The sequence below is a fragment of the Skermanella rosea genome (genome assembly GCF_016806835.2).
In the GTDB taxonomy this organism is placed as follows: Bacteria; Pseudomonadota; Alphaproteobacteria; order Azospirillales; family Azospirillaceae; genus Skermanella; species Skermanella rosea.
This window is the reverse complement of sequence record NZ_CP086111.1, coordinates 5857085-5872702: the sequence shown is the minus strand read 5'-3', so window position 1 is coordinate 5872702 and position 15618 is coordinate 5857085. Positions and strand designations below refer to the sequence as shown.

Genomic DNA, 15618 nt, shown 5'->3' with positions numbered 1-15618 from the left:
AGTATCCAGCCCAGGCCGCCGGCATCAAGCATCTGATAAGGAGCGGCAATGACCGACCTGCATCGAGGCCATGAACATCATGACCATGATCATCATCATACCGGGCATCAAGCCGGTCACGTGAACCGGGCGACGGTGAAGGACCCCGTCTGCGGCATGACGGTGGATCCCGAACAAACAGAGTATCACGCGCGGCACGGGAATGAGATCTTCCACTTCTGCTCCGCACGATGCCGCGACAAGTTCGCCGCTGATCCGGAGCAGTACCTGAAACCAGCGGCCAAACCGGCCGCAGCGGAGCAGGCGGGTCATCCCGCACCGAAGCCGGGGGTTATCTACACCTGTCCGATGCACCCGGAGATCCGCCAGGAAGGACCGGGCAATTGCCCGATCTGCGGCATGGCCCTGGAGCCCGTCACGGGCGGCGTCGAGGGTGAACCTAATCCCGAACTCGTGGACATGACCCGGCGGTTCTGGATCGGAGCCGCCCTGACAGTGCCGCTGGTCCTTCTGGAGCTGGGCGCCCATCTGCCGGGTCTCGGGCTCCACGCCCTGATCTCCCCTCAGACATCCCTATGGCTGCAGTTCCTGCTGGCAACGCCGGTGGTCCTGTGGTCCGGCTGGCCGCTGCTGGAGCGGGGGTGGCGGTCGTTCGTGAACCGCAGCCTGAACATGTTCAGCCTGATAGCTCTGGGCGTGGGCGTCGCCTACCTGTTCAGCCTCGTCGCGACCTTTTTGCCCGGCATCTTCCCGGCAGGTTTCCGCAGTGCTGAGGGTCTGGTATCAGTCTACTATGAGGCGGCAGCCGTGATTACCGTGCTGGTGCTACTCGGGCAGGTTCTGGAACTCCGGGCGCGCGAGCAGACTGGTGGCGCCATCAAAGCCTTGCTGAACCTGGCGCCGAAGGCAGCGCGCCGCATCCGAGTAGACGGCGAGGACGAGGAGGTGCCGCTCGAGGTCGTTCATGTCGGTGATCGGCTGCGGGTCCGCCCCGGAGAGGGCGTGCCCGTCGATGGCGAGGTGCTGGAGGGTCGCAGCGCCGTGGACGAATCCATGGTGACCGGCGAGTCCATGGCGGTAGCAAAAGAACCCGGCTCCAAGGTGATCGGCGGCACGGTGAACCAGACAGGATCCCTGGTGATGCGCGCCGACAAGGTCGGTGCGGACACCATGCTGTCCCGGATCGTGACCATGGTCGCCGAGGCCCAGCGTAGCCGGGCGCCAATCCAGCGGCTCGCCGACGTGGTTTCCGGATGGTTCGTCCCGACGGTCGTCGTGATCGCAATCCTGTCCTTCATTGCCTGGGCGATCTGGGGACCGACTCCCGCCTTCGCCTACGGACTGATCGCGGCCGTGTCGGTCCTGATCATCGCCTGCCCCTGCGCGCTCGGTCTCGCCACGCCCATGTCGATCATGGTCGGCGTCGGGAAAGGCGCCACCGCGGGCGTGCTGATCAAGAACGCCGAGGCGCTGGAGCGGTTCGAGAAGGTGGACACGCTGGTCGTCGATAAGACCGGCACGCTGACCGAGGGCAAGCCCCGGGTGACGGCGGTGGTCGCCGCCCCGGGCATGGACGAGGCAACCGTCCTGTCGCTGGCGGCCAGCCTGGAACGGTCCAGCGAACACCCCCTGGCCGCGGCCATCGTCGCCTCCGCCAAGGAGCGGGGCGTGCCAGTGGAGGATGTCGTCGATTTCGACTCCGTCACCGGCAAGGGTGTGGTCGGCAAGGTTGGCGGGCGAACGGTGGCCCTCGGCAACGCGAGGATGATGCAGGACCAGGGCATCACCCTCGGTGATCTGGAGGCGCGCGCCGACGACCTCCGGCGCGAGGGCGCCACGGCCCTGTTCGCCGCGATCGACGGCAGGCCCGGCGGCGTGATCGCGGTCGCGGATCCGATCAAGGCGAGCACGCCGCACGCGCTGGAGACGCTGCGGGCCGACGGCGTCCGGATCGTGATGCTGACCGGCGACAACCGGACCACCGCCGAGGCGGTGGCCCGCAAGCTCGGCATTGATGACGTCGAGGCCGAAGTTCTGCCCGAGGACAAAAACCAGGTCGTCAAGCGCCTGAAAGCACAGGGCCGCGTGGTGGCGATGGCGGGCGACGGCGTCAACGACGCCCCGGCGCTGGCGGAAGCGGACATCGGCGTCGCGATGGGCACCGGCACCGAGGTCGCGATCCAGAGTGCTGGCGTCACCCTGGTCAAGGGCGATCTCGCCGGCATCGCCCGCGCGCGGGTCCTGAGCCGGGCGACGATGCGCAACATCCGTCAGAACCTGTTCCTGGCGTTCGTCTACAACGCGCTCGGCGTGCCGGTCGCCGCGGGCGTCTTCTATCCGCTGTTCGGGTGGACCCTGTCGCCCATCATCGCGGCCGCGGCCATGGCCCTGAGTTCGGTATCCGTGGTGGGCAACGCGCTGCGCCTGCGAACGGTCAAGCTCTAGACCCCTGACCGGGCGATCGGTTCTCCGCCTGATCCGGCTGGGTGTCGGTCGTCCACGTCGCTTCTGTAAGAGAGAAAAGCAATGACTGGCCTGGATCCCTTCATCGAACGTTCCCGGATTGCCTATATTTCCATGGAAATCGCGATCAAGCCTGAGATCCACACCTACAGCGGCGGCCTGGGCATCCTGGCCGGGGATGTGGCGCGTTCGTGCGCGGACCTCGAATTGCCCGTGGTTCTCGTTACCCTGGTGAGCAGAGAGGGCTATCTCCGGCAGGAGATCGCTCCGGACGGTCGGCAGGTCGATCATCCGGACCCATGGATTCCAGCAGACTGGGCGGTCCCGCTCGATGCGATGATTGCAGTCGAGATCGAGGGTCGGCCGGTTTGGACCCGCGCCTGGCTCCATGTCGTCGAAAGCCCCCTGGGGGGCGATGTCCCAGTTATCCTGCTGGACACCGATGTCGATCAAAACAACGCCGATGACCGCCGGATCACCGATAGGTTGTACGGCGGTGATGCCGTCCACAGGCTGAGGCAGGAGACGGTCCTGGGCATCGGCGCCGCTCGCATGCTGCGCGCCCTGGGCTTCGAGATTGAGTTCTACCACCTCAATGAGGGCCATGCAGCGCTCCTGGCCGTCGAGCTTCTTCGAAGGACCCCCAATCCCGTCGCCAATGAGCGGCCGGACGATTGCCCATCCGACGCACCCTTCGACCAGGACCTGTGTGCGCAGTGCCTGTTCGATGTCGCCCATGTACGGGCACGATGCGCGTTCACTACCCACACGCCCGTCGAGGCCGGACACGACCGGTTCGACTACGAGGACGTCAAACGTGTCCTTGGCGACTTCATCCGCATCGATCAGCTGCGGCTGCTGGGCGGTCCGGACCTCCTGAACATGACCAGGCTGGCTCTGAACCTGAGCGGCTACGTCAACGGCGTCGCGCGACGACATGCGGAAACGACGAGACACCTGTTCCCAGGCTATCGGATTTCGGCCGTCACGAACGGAGTTCACCCCGCCACCTGGGTTCACCCTGGCCTTGCCCGTCTTCTCGATGGAGCCGTGCCGGGCTGGGGCCTCGAACCAGAGCTCCTTGTCCGGGCGGACCAGTTGCCGAATACCGAGGTCTGCGCCGCGCATCAGGAGGCCAAGCACGCCCTCCTTGAAGAGATACAACGTAGAACAGGAGTGGCGATGACGCCCGAGCGGCCCCTGATCGGTTTCGCCAGGCGCATGACCGCCTACAAGCGTCCGGATCTCCTGTTCGCTGACCTTGAGCGTCTGCGTTCGATCAGTCGTTTGTTCCCATTCCAGCTGGTCATGGCGGGAAAGGCGCACCCGCGGGACGAACCGGGAAAGCAGCTGATCCAGGAGATCCACGGCCACATCCGCGACCTAGCAGGCGACATCCCGATGACGTTTGTTCCCGGCTACGACATGGAGTTCGCCCACGCCCTGGTTTCCGGCTCGGACATCTGGCTGAACACCCCGCTGCCGCCCCTCGAGGCGTCCGGGACCAGCGGCATGAAAGCAGCGTTGAACGGTGTCCTGTGCCTTAGTACGCTCGACGGCTGGTGGCTGGAAGCGTGCATCGAGGGTGTGACCGGCTGGGCGATCGGCGACACCGCGCTCGGCACGGCAGGTGACGACGCCGAGGAGCTTTACGTCAAGCTGGAGCGCACCGTGCTTCCCCTCTATTACGGCGACAGGGATCGGTGGGTTTGGATGATGAAACAATCCCTGTCCAAGATCGGAAGCTATTTCAACAGCCACCGGATGATGAAGAGCTACGCCGTCCAGGCTTACTTCGCGAGGCCGTAATGAGAGATAACCCGCGTGACGGTCAGGCCGCCCAGATGGAACTCGTTGGCTGCCGCATGATGCTGATTGACGGCTATGTGGTCGAGAGCCACGTCTTCGCCTCGGCGGTCAAGCGACTGCTGGCAGAATGCTCTGCCATTTGGGGCAACTCGCTGCTCGGCATACCGGCCGGCTCACCGAGCATGGAAGGACCAAGGATAAGGCCACTCGTCACCTCTACCTTCGGCGACAGCGGCGAACCGCAGATGTTCGTGATCGGATGACGCGGCATCGATCTGTGATATGGATGTGGAGTGCCGCACTGGCCCTCCTCGTCGCCGGAGGCGCAGTGGCCTGGATCCTGATGCCGGGCGGCGACCGGGCCGATCCGACCGATGCCGCCCAGGTGACGCTGGGCAAGGCCGTCTATGTCCAGCATTGCGCGTCGTGCCACGGAACCAACCTGGAGGGTCAGCCGGACTGGCAGTTGAGGAAGCCCGACGGAAAGATGCCCGCGCCGCCGCACGACCAAAAAGGGACCCGTTAGAATGAAGCAGAGATCATAAAGCATGGTTTTGCCTTCACAACAATTCCTAACAACCACCGATGCACTTCAAGGTAGCGATTTCCTTGTCGGCTTCAATAATCAGTTAAGTTCAGGCCATCCGCACTCCCGGTGCACAAGCACCAAGCCCCTTTTTCCAAGTCATGCTCCCTGAGTGTTGTGCAGCCTCCAAACCCAGGTGGCGCCAGCAGGTCAAGGCCCGGCCCCACATTAGGCGGATCTTCTGTAAGCGTCATCTGCTGACCACGTTGCCGAGAGGATGGTCGCGCGCGACACTGGTGGGATGGTTTCCTGAACGGGAGTTGTATCAGGCTGCCTGAACTGTCTGGCGACCGGCCTGCTGAGTCTTCCAGGTCCACGGTAGCAGACAGTCGAGTTGATGGGCCTTGACGTCGCTGGACACGATGCGCTCGAGCACATCCTTCAGGTATTCGAACGGATTGAGGCCGTTCATCCTGGCGCTCTGGATCAGCGAGGTGAAGATCGCCCAGGATCGGGCGCCGGAGTCCGCCCCGGCGAACAGAGCGTTCTTCCGCGTCGTTGCCACGATCCGATGCAGGCGCTCGATGCTGTTGGTGTCCAGCTCGACCCGGCCGTCGTTCAGGAAGACGCACAGGCCGGCCCAGTGCCTCAGCATGTAGCGGATCGCCTTGGCCACCGGCGTTGGGGGCCCTCCACCCCAACGTCCCGGAGACGCGTGCCAATTGCTCCTCCAGGTAGACCTTGAGCGCCTCGACCTTCGGCCTGCTTCTGTCCTGACGAACCGTCCGCCGGACATCAGGCGGCTGCCCCCGGATCTCATCTTCGATGCGGTACAACTCAGCTATCCGCCGGAGCACCTCGCCGGCGATCGGCGACTGGCTTGACTGGTGAATTTCGAAGAACTGCCGACGGCTGTGTGACCAGCAGAACGCGAGGGTGACGGCGCCCGCACCGTAGCCGACATTGAGCAGCACAACGATCCACAGCGCCTGCTTGTGGCCGGGTGTGATGTGGCTGAGGTCCTTGGGCAGCTCGTCGTCATCGTCATCCCTTGCCGCCTGGGGGCGGGCGACGTCCAGCCGGTCGAGTTGGTAGCTGAGGCCGGCGACCGCGCGTTCGATTTCCGGCAACCGCTCGCCATTCACCAGGCGCAGCGTCATGATCTGCGAGGCGATGGACACCTTCACATCCTCCACCCCGCCGACCCTCCGAGTCTCCTTCTCGATTTTGGCGGCGCAGGATGGGCAATCCATCCCGGTGACGCGGTAACGGACGGTTTCAGGTGGGGAGCTGGTGGTGGCAGTCATGACACCCGTTATATCAGCAGCTGGTGATACGATGAAGCATATCAGTGGCGACCCATATGTCGAGCTGTTAAACAAGGTGCATGGCGTCAGAAACTGTAATCCGCACCTCTCAACTCCAGGCCAAGCTGTTCCGTGGGCTGGCCGATCCATCGCGTCTGGCGATCCTCCAGGTGCTGCGTCAGGGGCCGCTGCATGTCAGCGCCATCGTGACAGTAACAGGCCCTTCGCAGCCCAACGTCTCGAACCACCTGCGTTGCCTGAGCGAGTGCGGCCTGGTAAGCGCCGAAACGCGCGGTCGGTTCGTGCATTACCGACTCGGCGATGAGCGGATCGAACAGCTGTTGCGTTTGGCCGATGAGCTGCTGGCAGACACGGCGTGCGGCGTGCGCGTCTGCGGTAATTATGGCGAGCGGGAAACAACCAGTTAGCCGCCTTACGCCTCACGGTGACAACGCCTCGATGATCCGGCAGTCCGAAACCAGCCCGCCGCGGCACTGGTGGGCGAGCCTGTCGAGTTCCGCCCGGAGCCGCTCCAGATCCGCGATCTTGCGCTCAACCTCGCGCATCTGCTCGACGACCAGGGCGTCTACCTCGCCGCAGGGCCGGTCTGGCTGGTCCGACAGGGCCAGCATTCGGCGCACCGCCTCGATCGGGAACCCGAGGTCGCGTGCCTTGCGGATAAACGTCAGCCGCCGGACGTGCGTGTCGCCGTAGACGCGGTAGTTGCCCGAATTACGCGCCGGTTCGGGCAGCAGGCCGATCCGCTCATAGTAGCGGATGGTCTCGATATTCACGCCGGTCAGCTTGCCCAGCGCGCCGATGGTGTGATCGTCCGACATGATTTTTTCCGACATCTCCCCTTGACCCTGTAGCTGCTACAGGGTCCATGTTTAGCACACTCAGGCGGCGGCGGCATCCGCCTTCCGATGTTCACGGGGAGCACCATGCTGGACGAGGCACACATCGGGCAGGTAGCGGCGGAGGGCAAAAGCGCTCTTCGCTACAAGGTAGCGGGCATGGACTGCCCGAGCTGCGCGACCAAGATCGAGACGGCCGTCGGCCGCCTCCCGGGCATCGAGGACGTCAGCCTGAGCTATCACTCCCAGGTCCTGAAGCTTCGGCTCGACGAGGCCGCGACACCCCGTGAGCGGCTGGAGGGCACGATCCGGAGCCTCGGGTTCGGCATCGAGGACATGGACCGCATCCGGGTGGTGGCTGAAGGCGAGACGGACACCGACGTCCCGGCTCCCGCGACGCAGCCGTGGTGGTGGACGCCCAAGGCCCGACTGACCGGCCTGATCGGGCTCCTCGTCGCCGTGGGCTTTCTGGTTTCTTGGTTTGCCCCATCTCTGGGGGATTATGCCCTGGTCCCCGCCGCCCTCGTGGGGCTAGTTGTGTTCGGCCGTCGAGCACTGGCCCTGGCCCGCGTTGGCTCGCCTTTCAGCATCGAGATGCTGATGTCGATCGCCACCGCGGGAGCACTCATCATCGGCGAGACGGCCGAGGCATCGATCGTCGTCCTGCTGTTCGCCGTCGGCGAGCTCCTGGAGGGTGTTGCGGCGGGCTCAGCCCGGTCCGGCATCGAAGCGCTGACAGCACTCGTGCCACGAACCGCCCTCGTGATCGACGGGGAGATCGCCCGCGAGGTTCCGGCGTCGCGCCTGGAAATTGGACAAGTGGTGCTCGTCCGGCCCGGTGATCGCGTCCCAGCCGACGGCGAGGTCGTCGATGGCGAGTCCGACGTGGACGAGTCCCCGGTCACCGGGGAGTCGGTTCCCGTTCCCAAGCAGGTCGGCTCAGCGGTCATCGCGGGCGGCATCAACGCAACCGGCGCACTGCAGGTCCGGGTAACGCGGGCGGCGGCTGACAACACCATCGCCCGCATCATCCACCTCATCGAGGAAGCGCAGGCGTCCAAGTCGCCGACGGCGCGTTTCATCGAGCGGTTCAGCGCGCGGTACACGCCCTTCGTCATCCTGGTCGCGGTACTGACCGTGCTGGTCCCGCCGCTCGCCTTCGGGGCGGACTGGCACACGTGGATCTATCGCGGCCTGGCGCTTCTGCTGATCGGGTGCCCGTGCGCCCTGGTCCTCTCCACGCCGGCCGCAATCACCTCCGGCATCGCCGCCGGCGCGCGGCGCGGCCTGCTCATCAAGGGCGGTGCTGCCCTGGAGACGATCGGCCGCGTCGGCGCCATCGCCTTCGACAAGACCGGGACGCTGACGCAGGGACGGCCGCAGGTGACCGACCTGGTGTCGCTGACGGGGAACGAACGCTCACTGCTCGGGATGGCGGCGGCCGTGGAGAACGGCTCCAGCCACCCGATCGCCCGGGCCATCCTGGACCGGGCAGCAAGCGATGGCATACCGCTCCGACCGGCACGCGGGCAGAAGGCCCTTCCAGGACGGGCAGCGCAGGCCGTGGTTGGCGGGAAGCTCATCGAGGTCGGCTCGCCGCGCCACGCGGTGGAAAGCTGCGGCCCGGGGAACCTTCCCGCCGACCGCATCACCACCCTGGAGGACGAGGGCAAGACCGTCGTCGTGGTCCTGGCCGACACACAGCCGGTGGGCCTGATGGCACTGCGCGACGAACCGCGGCCCGACGCTTTGCGGGGCATCGCGGCACTCCGGCAACTCGGCGTCCGCAGCGTCATGCTGACCGGCGACAATGCCCGAACCGGGCAGGCCATCGGACGGAAGCTCGGCATCGAGGTCAAGGCGGATCTTCTGCCCGAGAACAAGCTGAGCGAGATTGCGGCCCTGAAGGTCGGGGCACCGGTCGCTATGGTTGGAGACGGCATCAACGACGGCCCGGCGCTGGCGGCGGCCGATGTCGGCATCGCCATGGGTGGCGGGACCGACGTTGCTCTGGAGACCGCGGACGCCGCACTGCTGGGCAACCGGGTCGAGGGGGTTGCCGACCTCATCGCGCTGTCCCGCGCGACGATGACGAACATCCACCAGAACGTGGCCGTCGCCCTGGGCCTCAAGGCCGTGTTCCTCGTCACCACCCTGCTCGGTGTCACTGACCTCTGGCTCGCCATCCTGGCCGACACCGGGGCCACCGTGCTGGTCACCCTCAACGCCTTGCGGCTGCTCCGCCGGGCGAAGTGAAGGAAGCCGCTATGACGAACTCTGAAAACGCCGCAAGCAGAAGGACTGGCCTATGGCTGGCGCTGGCGATTGCCCTCCTTGCGGCGGCCGCCGATCAGGCATCCAAGCGGGTGATCCTTGAGCATGTCATGGATCCTCCGCGTCTCATCGAGGTGACCCCGTTCTTCAACCTGACACTTGGCTTCAACCGCGGGGTCAGCTTCGGGATGCTCAGCAGTGACGAGGCGCTCGGCCCCTGGCTACTGGTCGGCCTCACCCTGGGCATAGTGGCCGCTCTCATCGTGTGGGCCCGCCGTGTCGGCAGCCGGATCGAGGCCGCGGCCATCGGCGGCGTCATTGGCGGCGCCATCGGCAACGTGATCGACCGAGTGCGTCAGGGAGCGGTGACCGATTTCCTGGATTTCCACGCGCTCGGCTGGCACTGGCCCGCCTTCAACCTGGCCGACGCAGCCATCTTCTGCGGCGTCGCGGCATTGCTGCTGCATTCGTGGGCTGCTGATCGTGCCGCCGACAAGAAGGTCAACGCGCAGCCGCTGTGCACCCGCATTGAGAATGACAAGAGCGAGGCATGACAGCCGGATTGCCCCAGAATAATAAGACTGTCCGATACCGCGTAACCAGAATGAACTGCCCGCCGTGCGTGGCCAAGATCGAGGGCGCTGAGGCGCGCACCAAATTTCAAGGCACAAGCGCGGGAGCCTGACGGAGGAATTCAATGGCGCATCCTATCCCTGATCTGATTCAGTCCGTGCTGCGGAAAGATCCGATACTGCGTTTGCAGCACCAGCGGTTGATCAACGCGTGCGTGAACTTCGTCACCGCAGGCGGGCAGCCACAGGATGGTATACGTGGCTGACCGGCAGAAAGGCGGCCTGCTCGCAACCGCGCTGCTGGCCTCACTGGTCACCGCCTGCCAGCGGCCGAATGCGGTGGATCATGACGAGCATAAGGCCGAGTTCGCTATGGCATCTTATCACGTGTGCATGATCAACCAAGCCGAAGCGCTTGTCGCGAACCGTCGGGATCTGGCGGGTCCGGAGATTGGCGGCATTATCGCCGACGCGGAACAGGCCTGCGCCGATGACTTCGAGAAGAGCCGACGGCACCTCATCGGGTTGAATGGCGAAGGCGCGGGCGAGCGACTCGCCAGTAACTTCAAACGCGCCATCCGGTCTGACACAAGAAAGGCCATCCACGAACTTACGGCCCGGAATGCCAAAGCTTCTATGTGAGTGCGGCCTCCCGGCCCCGATTGCCCGCTCAATCCAGGAGAGCAAGAGTGATATCCTTTGTCTCAGCCATTGCCGTATCGATTACCATGCTCACCCCGGTGGCGTACGCCGCCGAGGTAACCGCAGGTGCCCTGGTTGTCGAGCAGGCCTGGGCGCGCGCCACCACACCGTCCGCCAAGACCGGCGCCACCTATCTGGAGGTCAGGAACACCGGCCCCGAGCCCGACAGCATCCTGTCCATGGAAACGCCGGTTGCGGGCCATGCCGTGGCCCACCAGACCAGACAGGAAGGCGACGTTTCGCGCATGAGCGAGGCTGGTCCGCTCAGTGTCCCGCCTGGCGGCGCGCTGGAGATGAAGCCCGGCGGGACGCACATCATGCTGATGGATCTCAAGGGCGGACTGAAGCTCGGCCAGCAGTTCCCGTTGACCATCACCTTCGAGAAGGCCGGACAGGTCGAGGTCCCGGTCAAGGTCGGCAAGCCCGGCGCCATGGGACCGGAGTGAGGATGCCATGGCCAACCTGAGAAACCTCCGCTTCTTCCTGTGGGCGCTCGTCGGCATGGTCGTTATCTCGGCCGCCTTGCTGACCTGGCTGGTATCGCGCGACGTACCATTGCGCGAGGGCTTGGTCGAACCCGGTCGTCCGATGGCCGAAGGAGCTGACTGGCGGCTCCTGGACGAGACGGGCAGAGCCTTCACGCCCGATGACTTGCGGGCCAAGCCAACGCTGGTGGTGTTCGGTTTCACGCACTGTCCCGACGTCTGCCCGACCTCGCTGTCCTACGTGGCGAGCACGCTCCAGGCGCTCGGCCCGCAGGCGGAGGCGGTACGACCCTTGTTCGTGACGGTCGATCCGGAGCGCGACACGGCCGACGTCATGGCCGAGTATACCGACCTGTTCGATCCGCGCATCGTCGGCGTGACCGGCGCCCCGGATCAGGTCGTTGCCGCCCTCAAGAGCCTGGGCGCCTATTCGCGCAAGGTTCCCCAGGACGACGGGGGCTACACCATGGACCATACGGCGACGATGCTGCTGCTGGACGATGAGGGCCGTCCGCGCTCGACCCTCGACATCCACGAGAAGCCGGAGGTCGCCGCCGGCAAACTCCGCCTCCTGCTTGAGAACTCATGAACCGGAAGACGGGCCAGAACCCGTCGCCAGATCCCGATAAACCAACCAGCCCCTCTTGGAGTTACCCGATGCCCCTGAACCGAACCCTTCGCGCCGCCGTCCTGGCGGCCTCGTGCCTGTTCTCCGGCGCCGCCTTTGCCCAAACGCCGACTGTCCCGCAGACCGCCACAGCGCCCCGCGCGCTGGGCAGCCCGGACGCGCCGGTCGAGGTGATCGAGTATGCCTCACTGACCTGTCACCACTGCGCGACCTTCCACAACGAGGTCCTGGCGCAGGTGAAGAAGGAACTGATCGACACCGGCAAGGTCCGCCTCGTCTACCGCGACTTCCCCCTGGACCGTATAGCCCTGGAAGCGGCGATCCTGGCACGGTGCGTAGCACCTGAGCGCTATTTTCCGGTCCTCTCGGTCCTGTTCTCGAAGCAGGAGGATTGGTCCCACGGGAAGGACCCGGTCGAGGCTCTGGCGCGCATCGGCGCACTGGCCGGCCTGTCACGCCCTGCCTACGACGCCTGCCGGGCCGACAAGGCGCTTCAGGACTCCATCGTCCAGTCCCGCTTGGAGGGCGAGCAGAAGCACGGAGTGGAATCGACCCCCTCCTTCGTGATCGACGGCAAGACCTACAAGGGCGTGCTCCCGATCGATGAGTTCAAGAAGGCTGTCGAACCGCTGCTGCCGAAGCCCTGAGTCGCCGCCAGCGAGAGGATTTCGCGTGCTGAGGCTGAGGCGCGGGACATCGAGAGGCAGTGTGATGAGAAACAGGATGACGGCGGGCCTGGGCATCCGAAGCGTCGCGGCAGTGCTCGCCATGGCAGCTGCGTGGTTCGGCAGTCCTGCCGCCGCCGCGACCGGTGAATGGTCGAGCCACGACACCCTGCAGGCCCGGCTAGTCTCGCCCGTGGAGGCTGGCGGCGATCGGGAAACCATTCCGGTGGGCCTGCACCTGATGCTCGCGGACGGCTGGAAAACCTATTGGCGTTCGCCCGGCGATGCCGGTGCGCCGCCGACGGTGGACTGGTCGGCCTCTGCGAACGTCGCCGGGGTGGACTGGCGATGGCCCGCGCCGCACCGCTTCACCTTGTTCGGGCTGGAGACCTTCGGTTATGACCGTGAGGTCGTCTTCCCGCTCGACATCCGGGTCGAACGTCAGGGTGAGCCGGTGGCCCTGCGCGGCCGAGCAGACGTGCTGGTGTGCAGCACCGTCTGCATCCCGGTCTCCCTGGAGATCGCACTCGACCTGCCATCCGGGCCGGCTGCGGCCGACGCCGAAGCCGCCAACCTGGTCGCCCGCTTCGAAGCGCAGGTGCCCGACGACGGCGTACACTCAGGCCTGGAGGTCGAGGCAGCTTCGGTCGAGACCGGCAAGCCGGGGGCCCTGGCGGTTCGCATCGCCTCCAGCAGGCCGATGGTCGAACCCGACGTGCTGGTCGAGGGCGGTGACTGGACGTTCGGCAAGCCGGAGTTCTCATTCGCACCGGATGGCCACGGGGCCACGGCCAGACTGCCGGTCACGTCCGGTCCGGATCTGGTGACCATGCCTGGCAGGATGTTTGTGGTCACCGTGACGGACGGCCCAAGGGCTGCAGAAGCCCGGGTCAGGGTCGCCGCATCAAAGACCGGCGGCACGGGTATTGGTGACTTGGTTCCAATCCTTCTCCTGGCGCTGCTCGGCGGGCTTGTACTGAACCTGATGCCGTGTGTGCTGCCGGTGCTCAGCCTGAAGCTGCTGTCGGTGATCGACCGACACGACGCCGGGCGTCGTCGCGTGCGGCTGGGCTTCCTGACGACGGCCGCGGGGGTCGTGACCTCCATGCTCCTGCTGGCGGGCATGCTCATCGGCCTGAAACTTGCGGGATCCGTCGTCGGTTGGGGCGTGCAATTCCAGCAGCCGCTGTTCCTGGTGGCCATGGCCGCCGTGCTGGTCGCCTTCTCCGCCAGCCTTGCGGGTGGTCTCGACATTTCCCTGCCATCCCGTTTCGCCACGGTCCTGGGGCGCGCGGGCGGGAGCGGACATGCCGGCGACTTCGCAACCGGGGCCTTCGCGACCCTGCTGGCGACGCCGTGCTCGGCCCCGTTCGTCGGCACCGCCGTGGGCTTCGCACTGGCGCGCGGTCCGGTGGAGATCCTGACCATCTTCGCCGCACTGGGCGTCGGTCTGGCATCGCCCTACCTGCTGGTTGCAGCCTTTCCACGGCTGGTCAGCCTCATGCCGCGGCCCGGTCGGTGGATGGCCACGCTTCGCCGGGTGTTGGCCGTAGCACTCCTCGGGACCGCGGCATGGCTGCTGGCGGTGCTGGCGGCCCAGACCTCCTGGCAAGCCGCCTTCGTCATCGCAGGCACCCTGGCCGTGCTCGGCGCGGCACTGATCCTCCGGAACCGCCTCGGCTTCCCGGCGACGCTGGGGCTGGTGGCGGTGTCGCTGTCCGCCGCGGTGGCGTCCCCGGCGATGATGGGCAAGCCTGCGGAAACATCCGTGACGGCGACGGCATGGGCACCATTCGACCAGGCCGAGATCGGCCGGCTGGTCGCACAGGGAAGGACGGTGTTCGTGGACGTGACGGCTGACTGGTGTATCACCTGCCAGGCGAACAAGTCGCTGGTCATCGACCGGGGCGAGGTCGCGGATGCGCTGACGGCCCCGGGCGTGGTGCCGATGCGGGCCGACTGGACGCGTCCCGACCCACGGATCTCGGACTACCTGGCCCGGAACGACCGCTACGGCATTCCGTTCAACGCCGTCTACGGACCCGGCGCGCCGAGCGGGATCGTCCTGCCGGAACTCCTGTCAACAGAGACCGTCCTTGAGGCGCTTGGGCGAGCACGGGGCGCTTCCACCCTGAATTCACAGAACATCAAGGGCGGTCTTGAGGTGAACGCTTCCGACGATGCGCCACAAGCGCGATGAGAGAACACGGATGAACACGGATATAGAAACGCACAATCAGAAATCCCCGAGTGGCACAAGCCACGGGCATGATCACGCCGATCATGACCACGACGGTCAGGGACACCCGAGCGGCCTCGAACAGGACCATGCGCCGCACGCGGGGCATGATCACGCCTCACATGTCGGACACGACCACGGTTCGCACGCCGCACACGAGCATGGTCCCGGGGGGCACAGTCACGCGGTAACGACCAGCAGCGAGCGCAAGGTCCTGTGGGCCATGGTGCTGACCGGCGGCTTCATGTTCGCCGAGGTCGTCGGCGGTCTCGTCTCCGGCTCGCTGGCCCTGATCGCCGACGCCGGGCATATGCTGACCGACTTCGCCTCCCTTGCGTTGGCCTGGTTCGCATTCCGTCTGGCCAGACGCCCGGCCGACCTCAAGCGGTCCTACGGTTACCACCGGTTCCAGGTGCTCGCCGCTTTCGTGAACGGTATCTCACTGTTCGTCATCTCGGCCTGGATTACCGTCGAGGCTGTCGGCCGTCTGTTCGATCCAGTCGAGGTGCTCGGCGGGCAGATGCTCGTCGTCGCGATCCTGGGCCTGCTGGTGAACATAGCCGCGTTCTGGATCCTGCATCGGGGCGGGGAGGAGAACCTGAATGTTCGCGGAGCCGCGCTCCACGTCCTCGGGGACATGCTGGGATCGGTCGGCGCGATCGCCGCGGCCCTCATCATCCTGTGGACAGGCTGGACTCCCATCGACCCGATCCTGTCGGTCGTGGTCGTTCTTCTCATCCTGCGCGGCGCCTGGAGGGTGACCAAGGAGTCCGGGCATATCCTTCTGGAGGGCACGCCAGACGGCATCGACAGTGCGCGTGTCGGCGCCGCCGTCCGCTGCGTCGCCGGCGTCATCGACGTCCACCATGTTCATGCCTGGTCGCTCACCAGCGAGCGCCGGATGATCACTCTGCACGCGGTCGTGGACGAGGCAGCGGACCAGAACGAGGCCGTTGCAGCCATCAATCACGCCTTGAAGGAGCGGTTCGGCTTCGACCACGCAACCGTTCAGGTCGAGCGCGGAGCCTGCGCGCATGGCGAGGATTGTCGCCAGTCCTGAGCTCCCGGCCGTCTGGGTGCCCGCAACGGTG

At 65.8% G+C, this 15618-nt stretch carries 15 protein-coding genes and 1 pseudogene; 13 read left to right on the top strand and 3 right to left on the bottom strand.

Going from position 1 to position 15618, the window contains the following annotated elements; genetic code table 11:
• Window positions 1-48 precede the first annotated feature (48 nt).
• The 4 genes from JL101_RS27445 to JL101_RS27430 all read left to right on the top strand — a co-directional run bounded on the left by JL101_RS27445 (window position 49) and on the right by JL101_RS27430 (window position 4798).
• The gene (locus JL101_RS27445) at window positions 49-2445 is read left to right on the top strand and encodes a heavy metal translocating P-type ATPase (RefSeq protein WP_201075818.1); all 2397 of its coding nucleotides are present in this window, start codon (window positions 49-51) and stop codon (window positions 2443-2445) included.
• 81 nt (window positions 2446-2526) lie between these two features.
• Window positions 2527-4272 carry an alpha-glucan family phosphorylase gene (gene glgP, locus JL101_RS27440; RefSeq protein WP_203098142.1) on the top strand — a complete coding sequence of 582 codons (1746 nt, stop codon included), beginning with the start codon at window positions 2527-2529 and terminating at the stop codon, window positions 4270-4272.
• The gene (locus tag JL101_RS27435) at window positions 4272-4535 is read left to right on the top strand and encodes a DUF411 domain-containing protein (RefSeq protein WP_201075816.1); all 264 of its coding nucleotides are present in this window, start codon (window positions 4272-4274) and stop codon (window positions 4533-4535) included. The genes glgP and JL101_RS27435 overlap by 1 nt, the downstream gene beginning before the upstream one ends.
• A 23-nt stretch (window positions 4536-4558) precedes the next feature.
• Complete coding sequence (locus tag JL101_RS27430; protein ID WP_201075814.1) at window positions 4559-4798, top strand: c-type cytochrome; 240 nt, start codon at window positions 4559-4561, stop codon at window positions 4796-4798.
• 325 nt (window positions 4799-5123) lie between these two features.
• Here JL101_RS27430 and JL101_RS36615 read toward each other — a convergent pair whose 3' ends face one another.
• Together JL101_RS36615 and JL101_RS36990 are read right to left on the bottom strand one after the other, a co-directional pair.
• Window positions 5124-5474 carry an IS66 family transposase gene (locus tag JL101_RS36615; protein WP_201075812.1) on the bottom strand — a complete coding sequence of 117 codons (351 nt, stop codon included), beginning with the start codon at window positions 5472-5474 and terminating at the stop codon, window positions 5124-5126.
• A gap of 91 nt (window positions 5475-5565) precedes the next feature.
• Window positions 5566-6051, bottom strand: a pseudogene (locus JL101_RS36990) (IS66 family transposase); the annotation flags it as partial.
• 134 nt (window positions 6052-6185) lie between these two features.
• Between JL101_RS36990 and JL101_RS27415 the strand changes: the two are divergent.
• Window positions 6186-6533 (top strand): ArsR/SmtB family transcription factor, encoded by a 348-nt coding sequence (locus JL101_RS27415; protein WP_201075810.1) that lies wholly within the window; start codon window positions 6186-6188, stop codon window positions 6531-6533.
• A gap of 12 nt (window positions 6534-6545) precedes the next feature.
• Here the strand turns inward: JL101_RS27415 and JL101_RS27410 are convergent, their stop codons facing one another.
• Window positions 6546-6944, bottom strand: coding sequence for a MerR family transcriptional regulator (locus tag JL101_RS27410; RefSeq protein ID WP_201075808.1), 399 nt, complete (start codon window positions 6942-6944; stop codon window positions 6546-6548).
• 105 nt (window positions 6945-7049) lie between these two features.
• Between JL101_RS27410 and JL101_RS27405 the strand changes: the two genes are divergently transcribed.
• The 8 genes from JL101_RS27405 (at window position 7050) to JL101_RS27370 (ending at window position 15587) form a co-directional block, all read left to right on the top strand.
• Window positions 7050-9218: a heavy metal translocating P-type ATPase gene (locus tag JL101_RS27405; protein ID WP_228435196.1), complete on the top strand. Its 2169-nt coding sequence runs from the start codon at window positions 7050-7052 to the stop codon at window positions 9216-9218.
• An 11-nt stretch (window positions 9219-9229) separates the two neighbouring features.
• Window positions 9230-9790 (top strand): signal peptidase II, encoded by a 561-nt coding sequence (lspA, locus tag JL101_RS27400; RefSeq protein WP_201075805.1) that lies wholly within the window; start codon window positions 9230-9232, stop codon window positions 9788-9790.
• Window positions 9791-10066: 276 nt separating this feature from the next.
• Entirely contained in the window at window positions 10067-10450 is a 384-nt protein-coding gene (locus JL101_RS27395; protein WP_201075803.1) for a hypothetical protein, read from the top strand.
• 86 nt (window positions 10451-10536) lie between these two features.
• Complete coding sequence (locus JL101_RS27390) at window positions 10537-10956, top strand: copper chaperone PCu(A)C (protein WP_203098143.1); 420 nt, start codon at window positions 10537-10539, stop codon at window positions 10954-10956.
• 7 nt (window positions 10957-10963) lie between these two features.
• Window positions 10964-11584, top strand: coding sequence for an SCO family protein (locus JL101_RS27385; protein ID WP_201075799.1), 621 nt, complete (start codon window positions 10964-10966; stop codon window positions 11582-11584).
• A gap of 68 nt (window positions 11585-11652) precedes the next feature.
• Window positions 11653-12270: a DsbA family protein gene (locus JL101_RS27380; RefSeq protein ID WP_201075797.1), complete on the top strand. Its 618-nt coding sequence runs from the start codon at window positions 11653-11655 to the stop codon at window positions 12268-12270.
• A gap of 76 nt (window positions 12271-12346) precedes the next feature.
• Complete coding sequence (locus tag JL101_RS27375; RefSeq protein WP_201075795.1) at window positions 12347-14488, top strand: protein-disulfide reductase DsbD family protein; 2142 nt, start codon at window positions 12347-12349, stop codon at window positions 14486-14488.
• 262 nt (window positions 14489-14750) lie between these two features.
• Window positions 14751-15587 (top strand): cation diffusion facilitator family transporter, encoded by an 837-nt coding sequence (locus tag JL101_RS27370; RefSeq protein ID WP_247881097.1) that lies wholly within the window; start codon window positions 14751-14753, stop codon window positions 15585-15587.
• The last annotated feature ends 31 nt before the right edge of the window (window positions 15588-15618 follow it).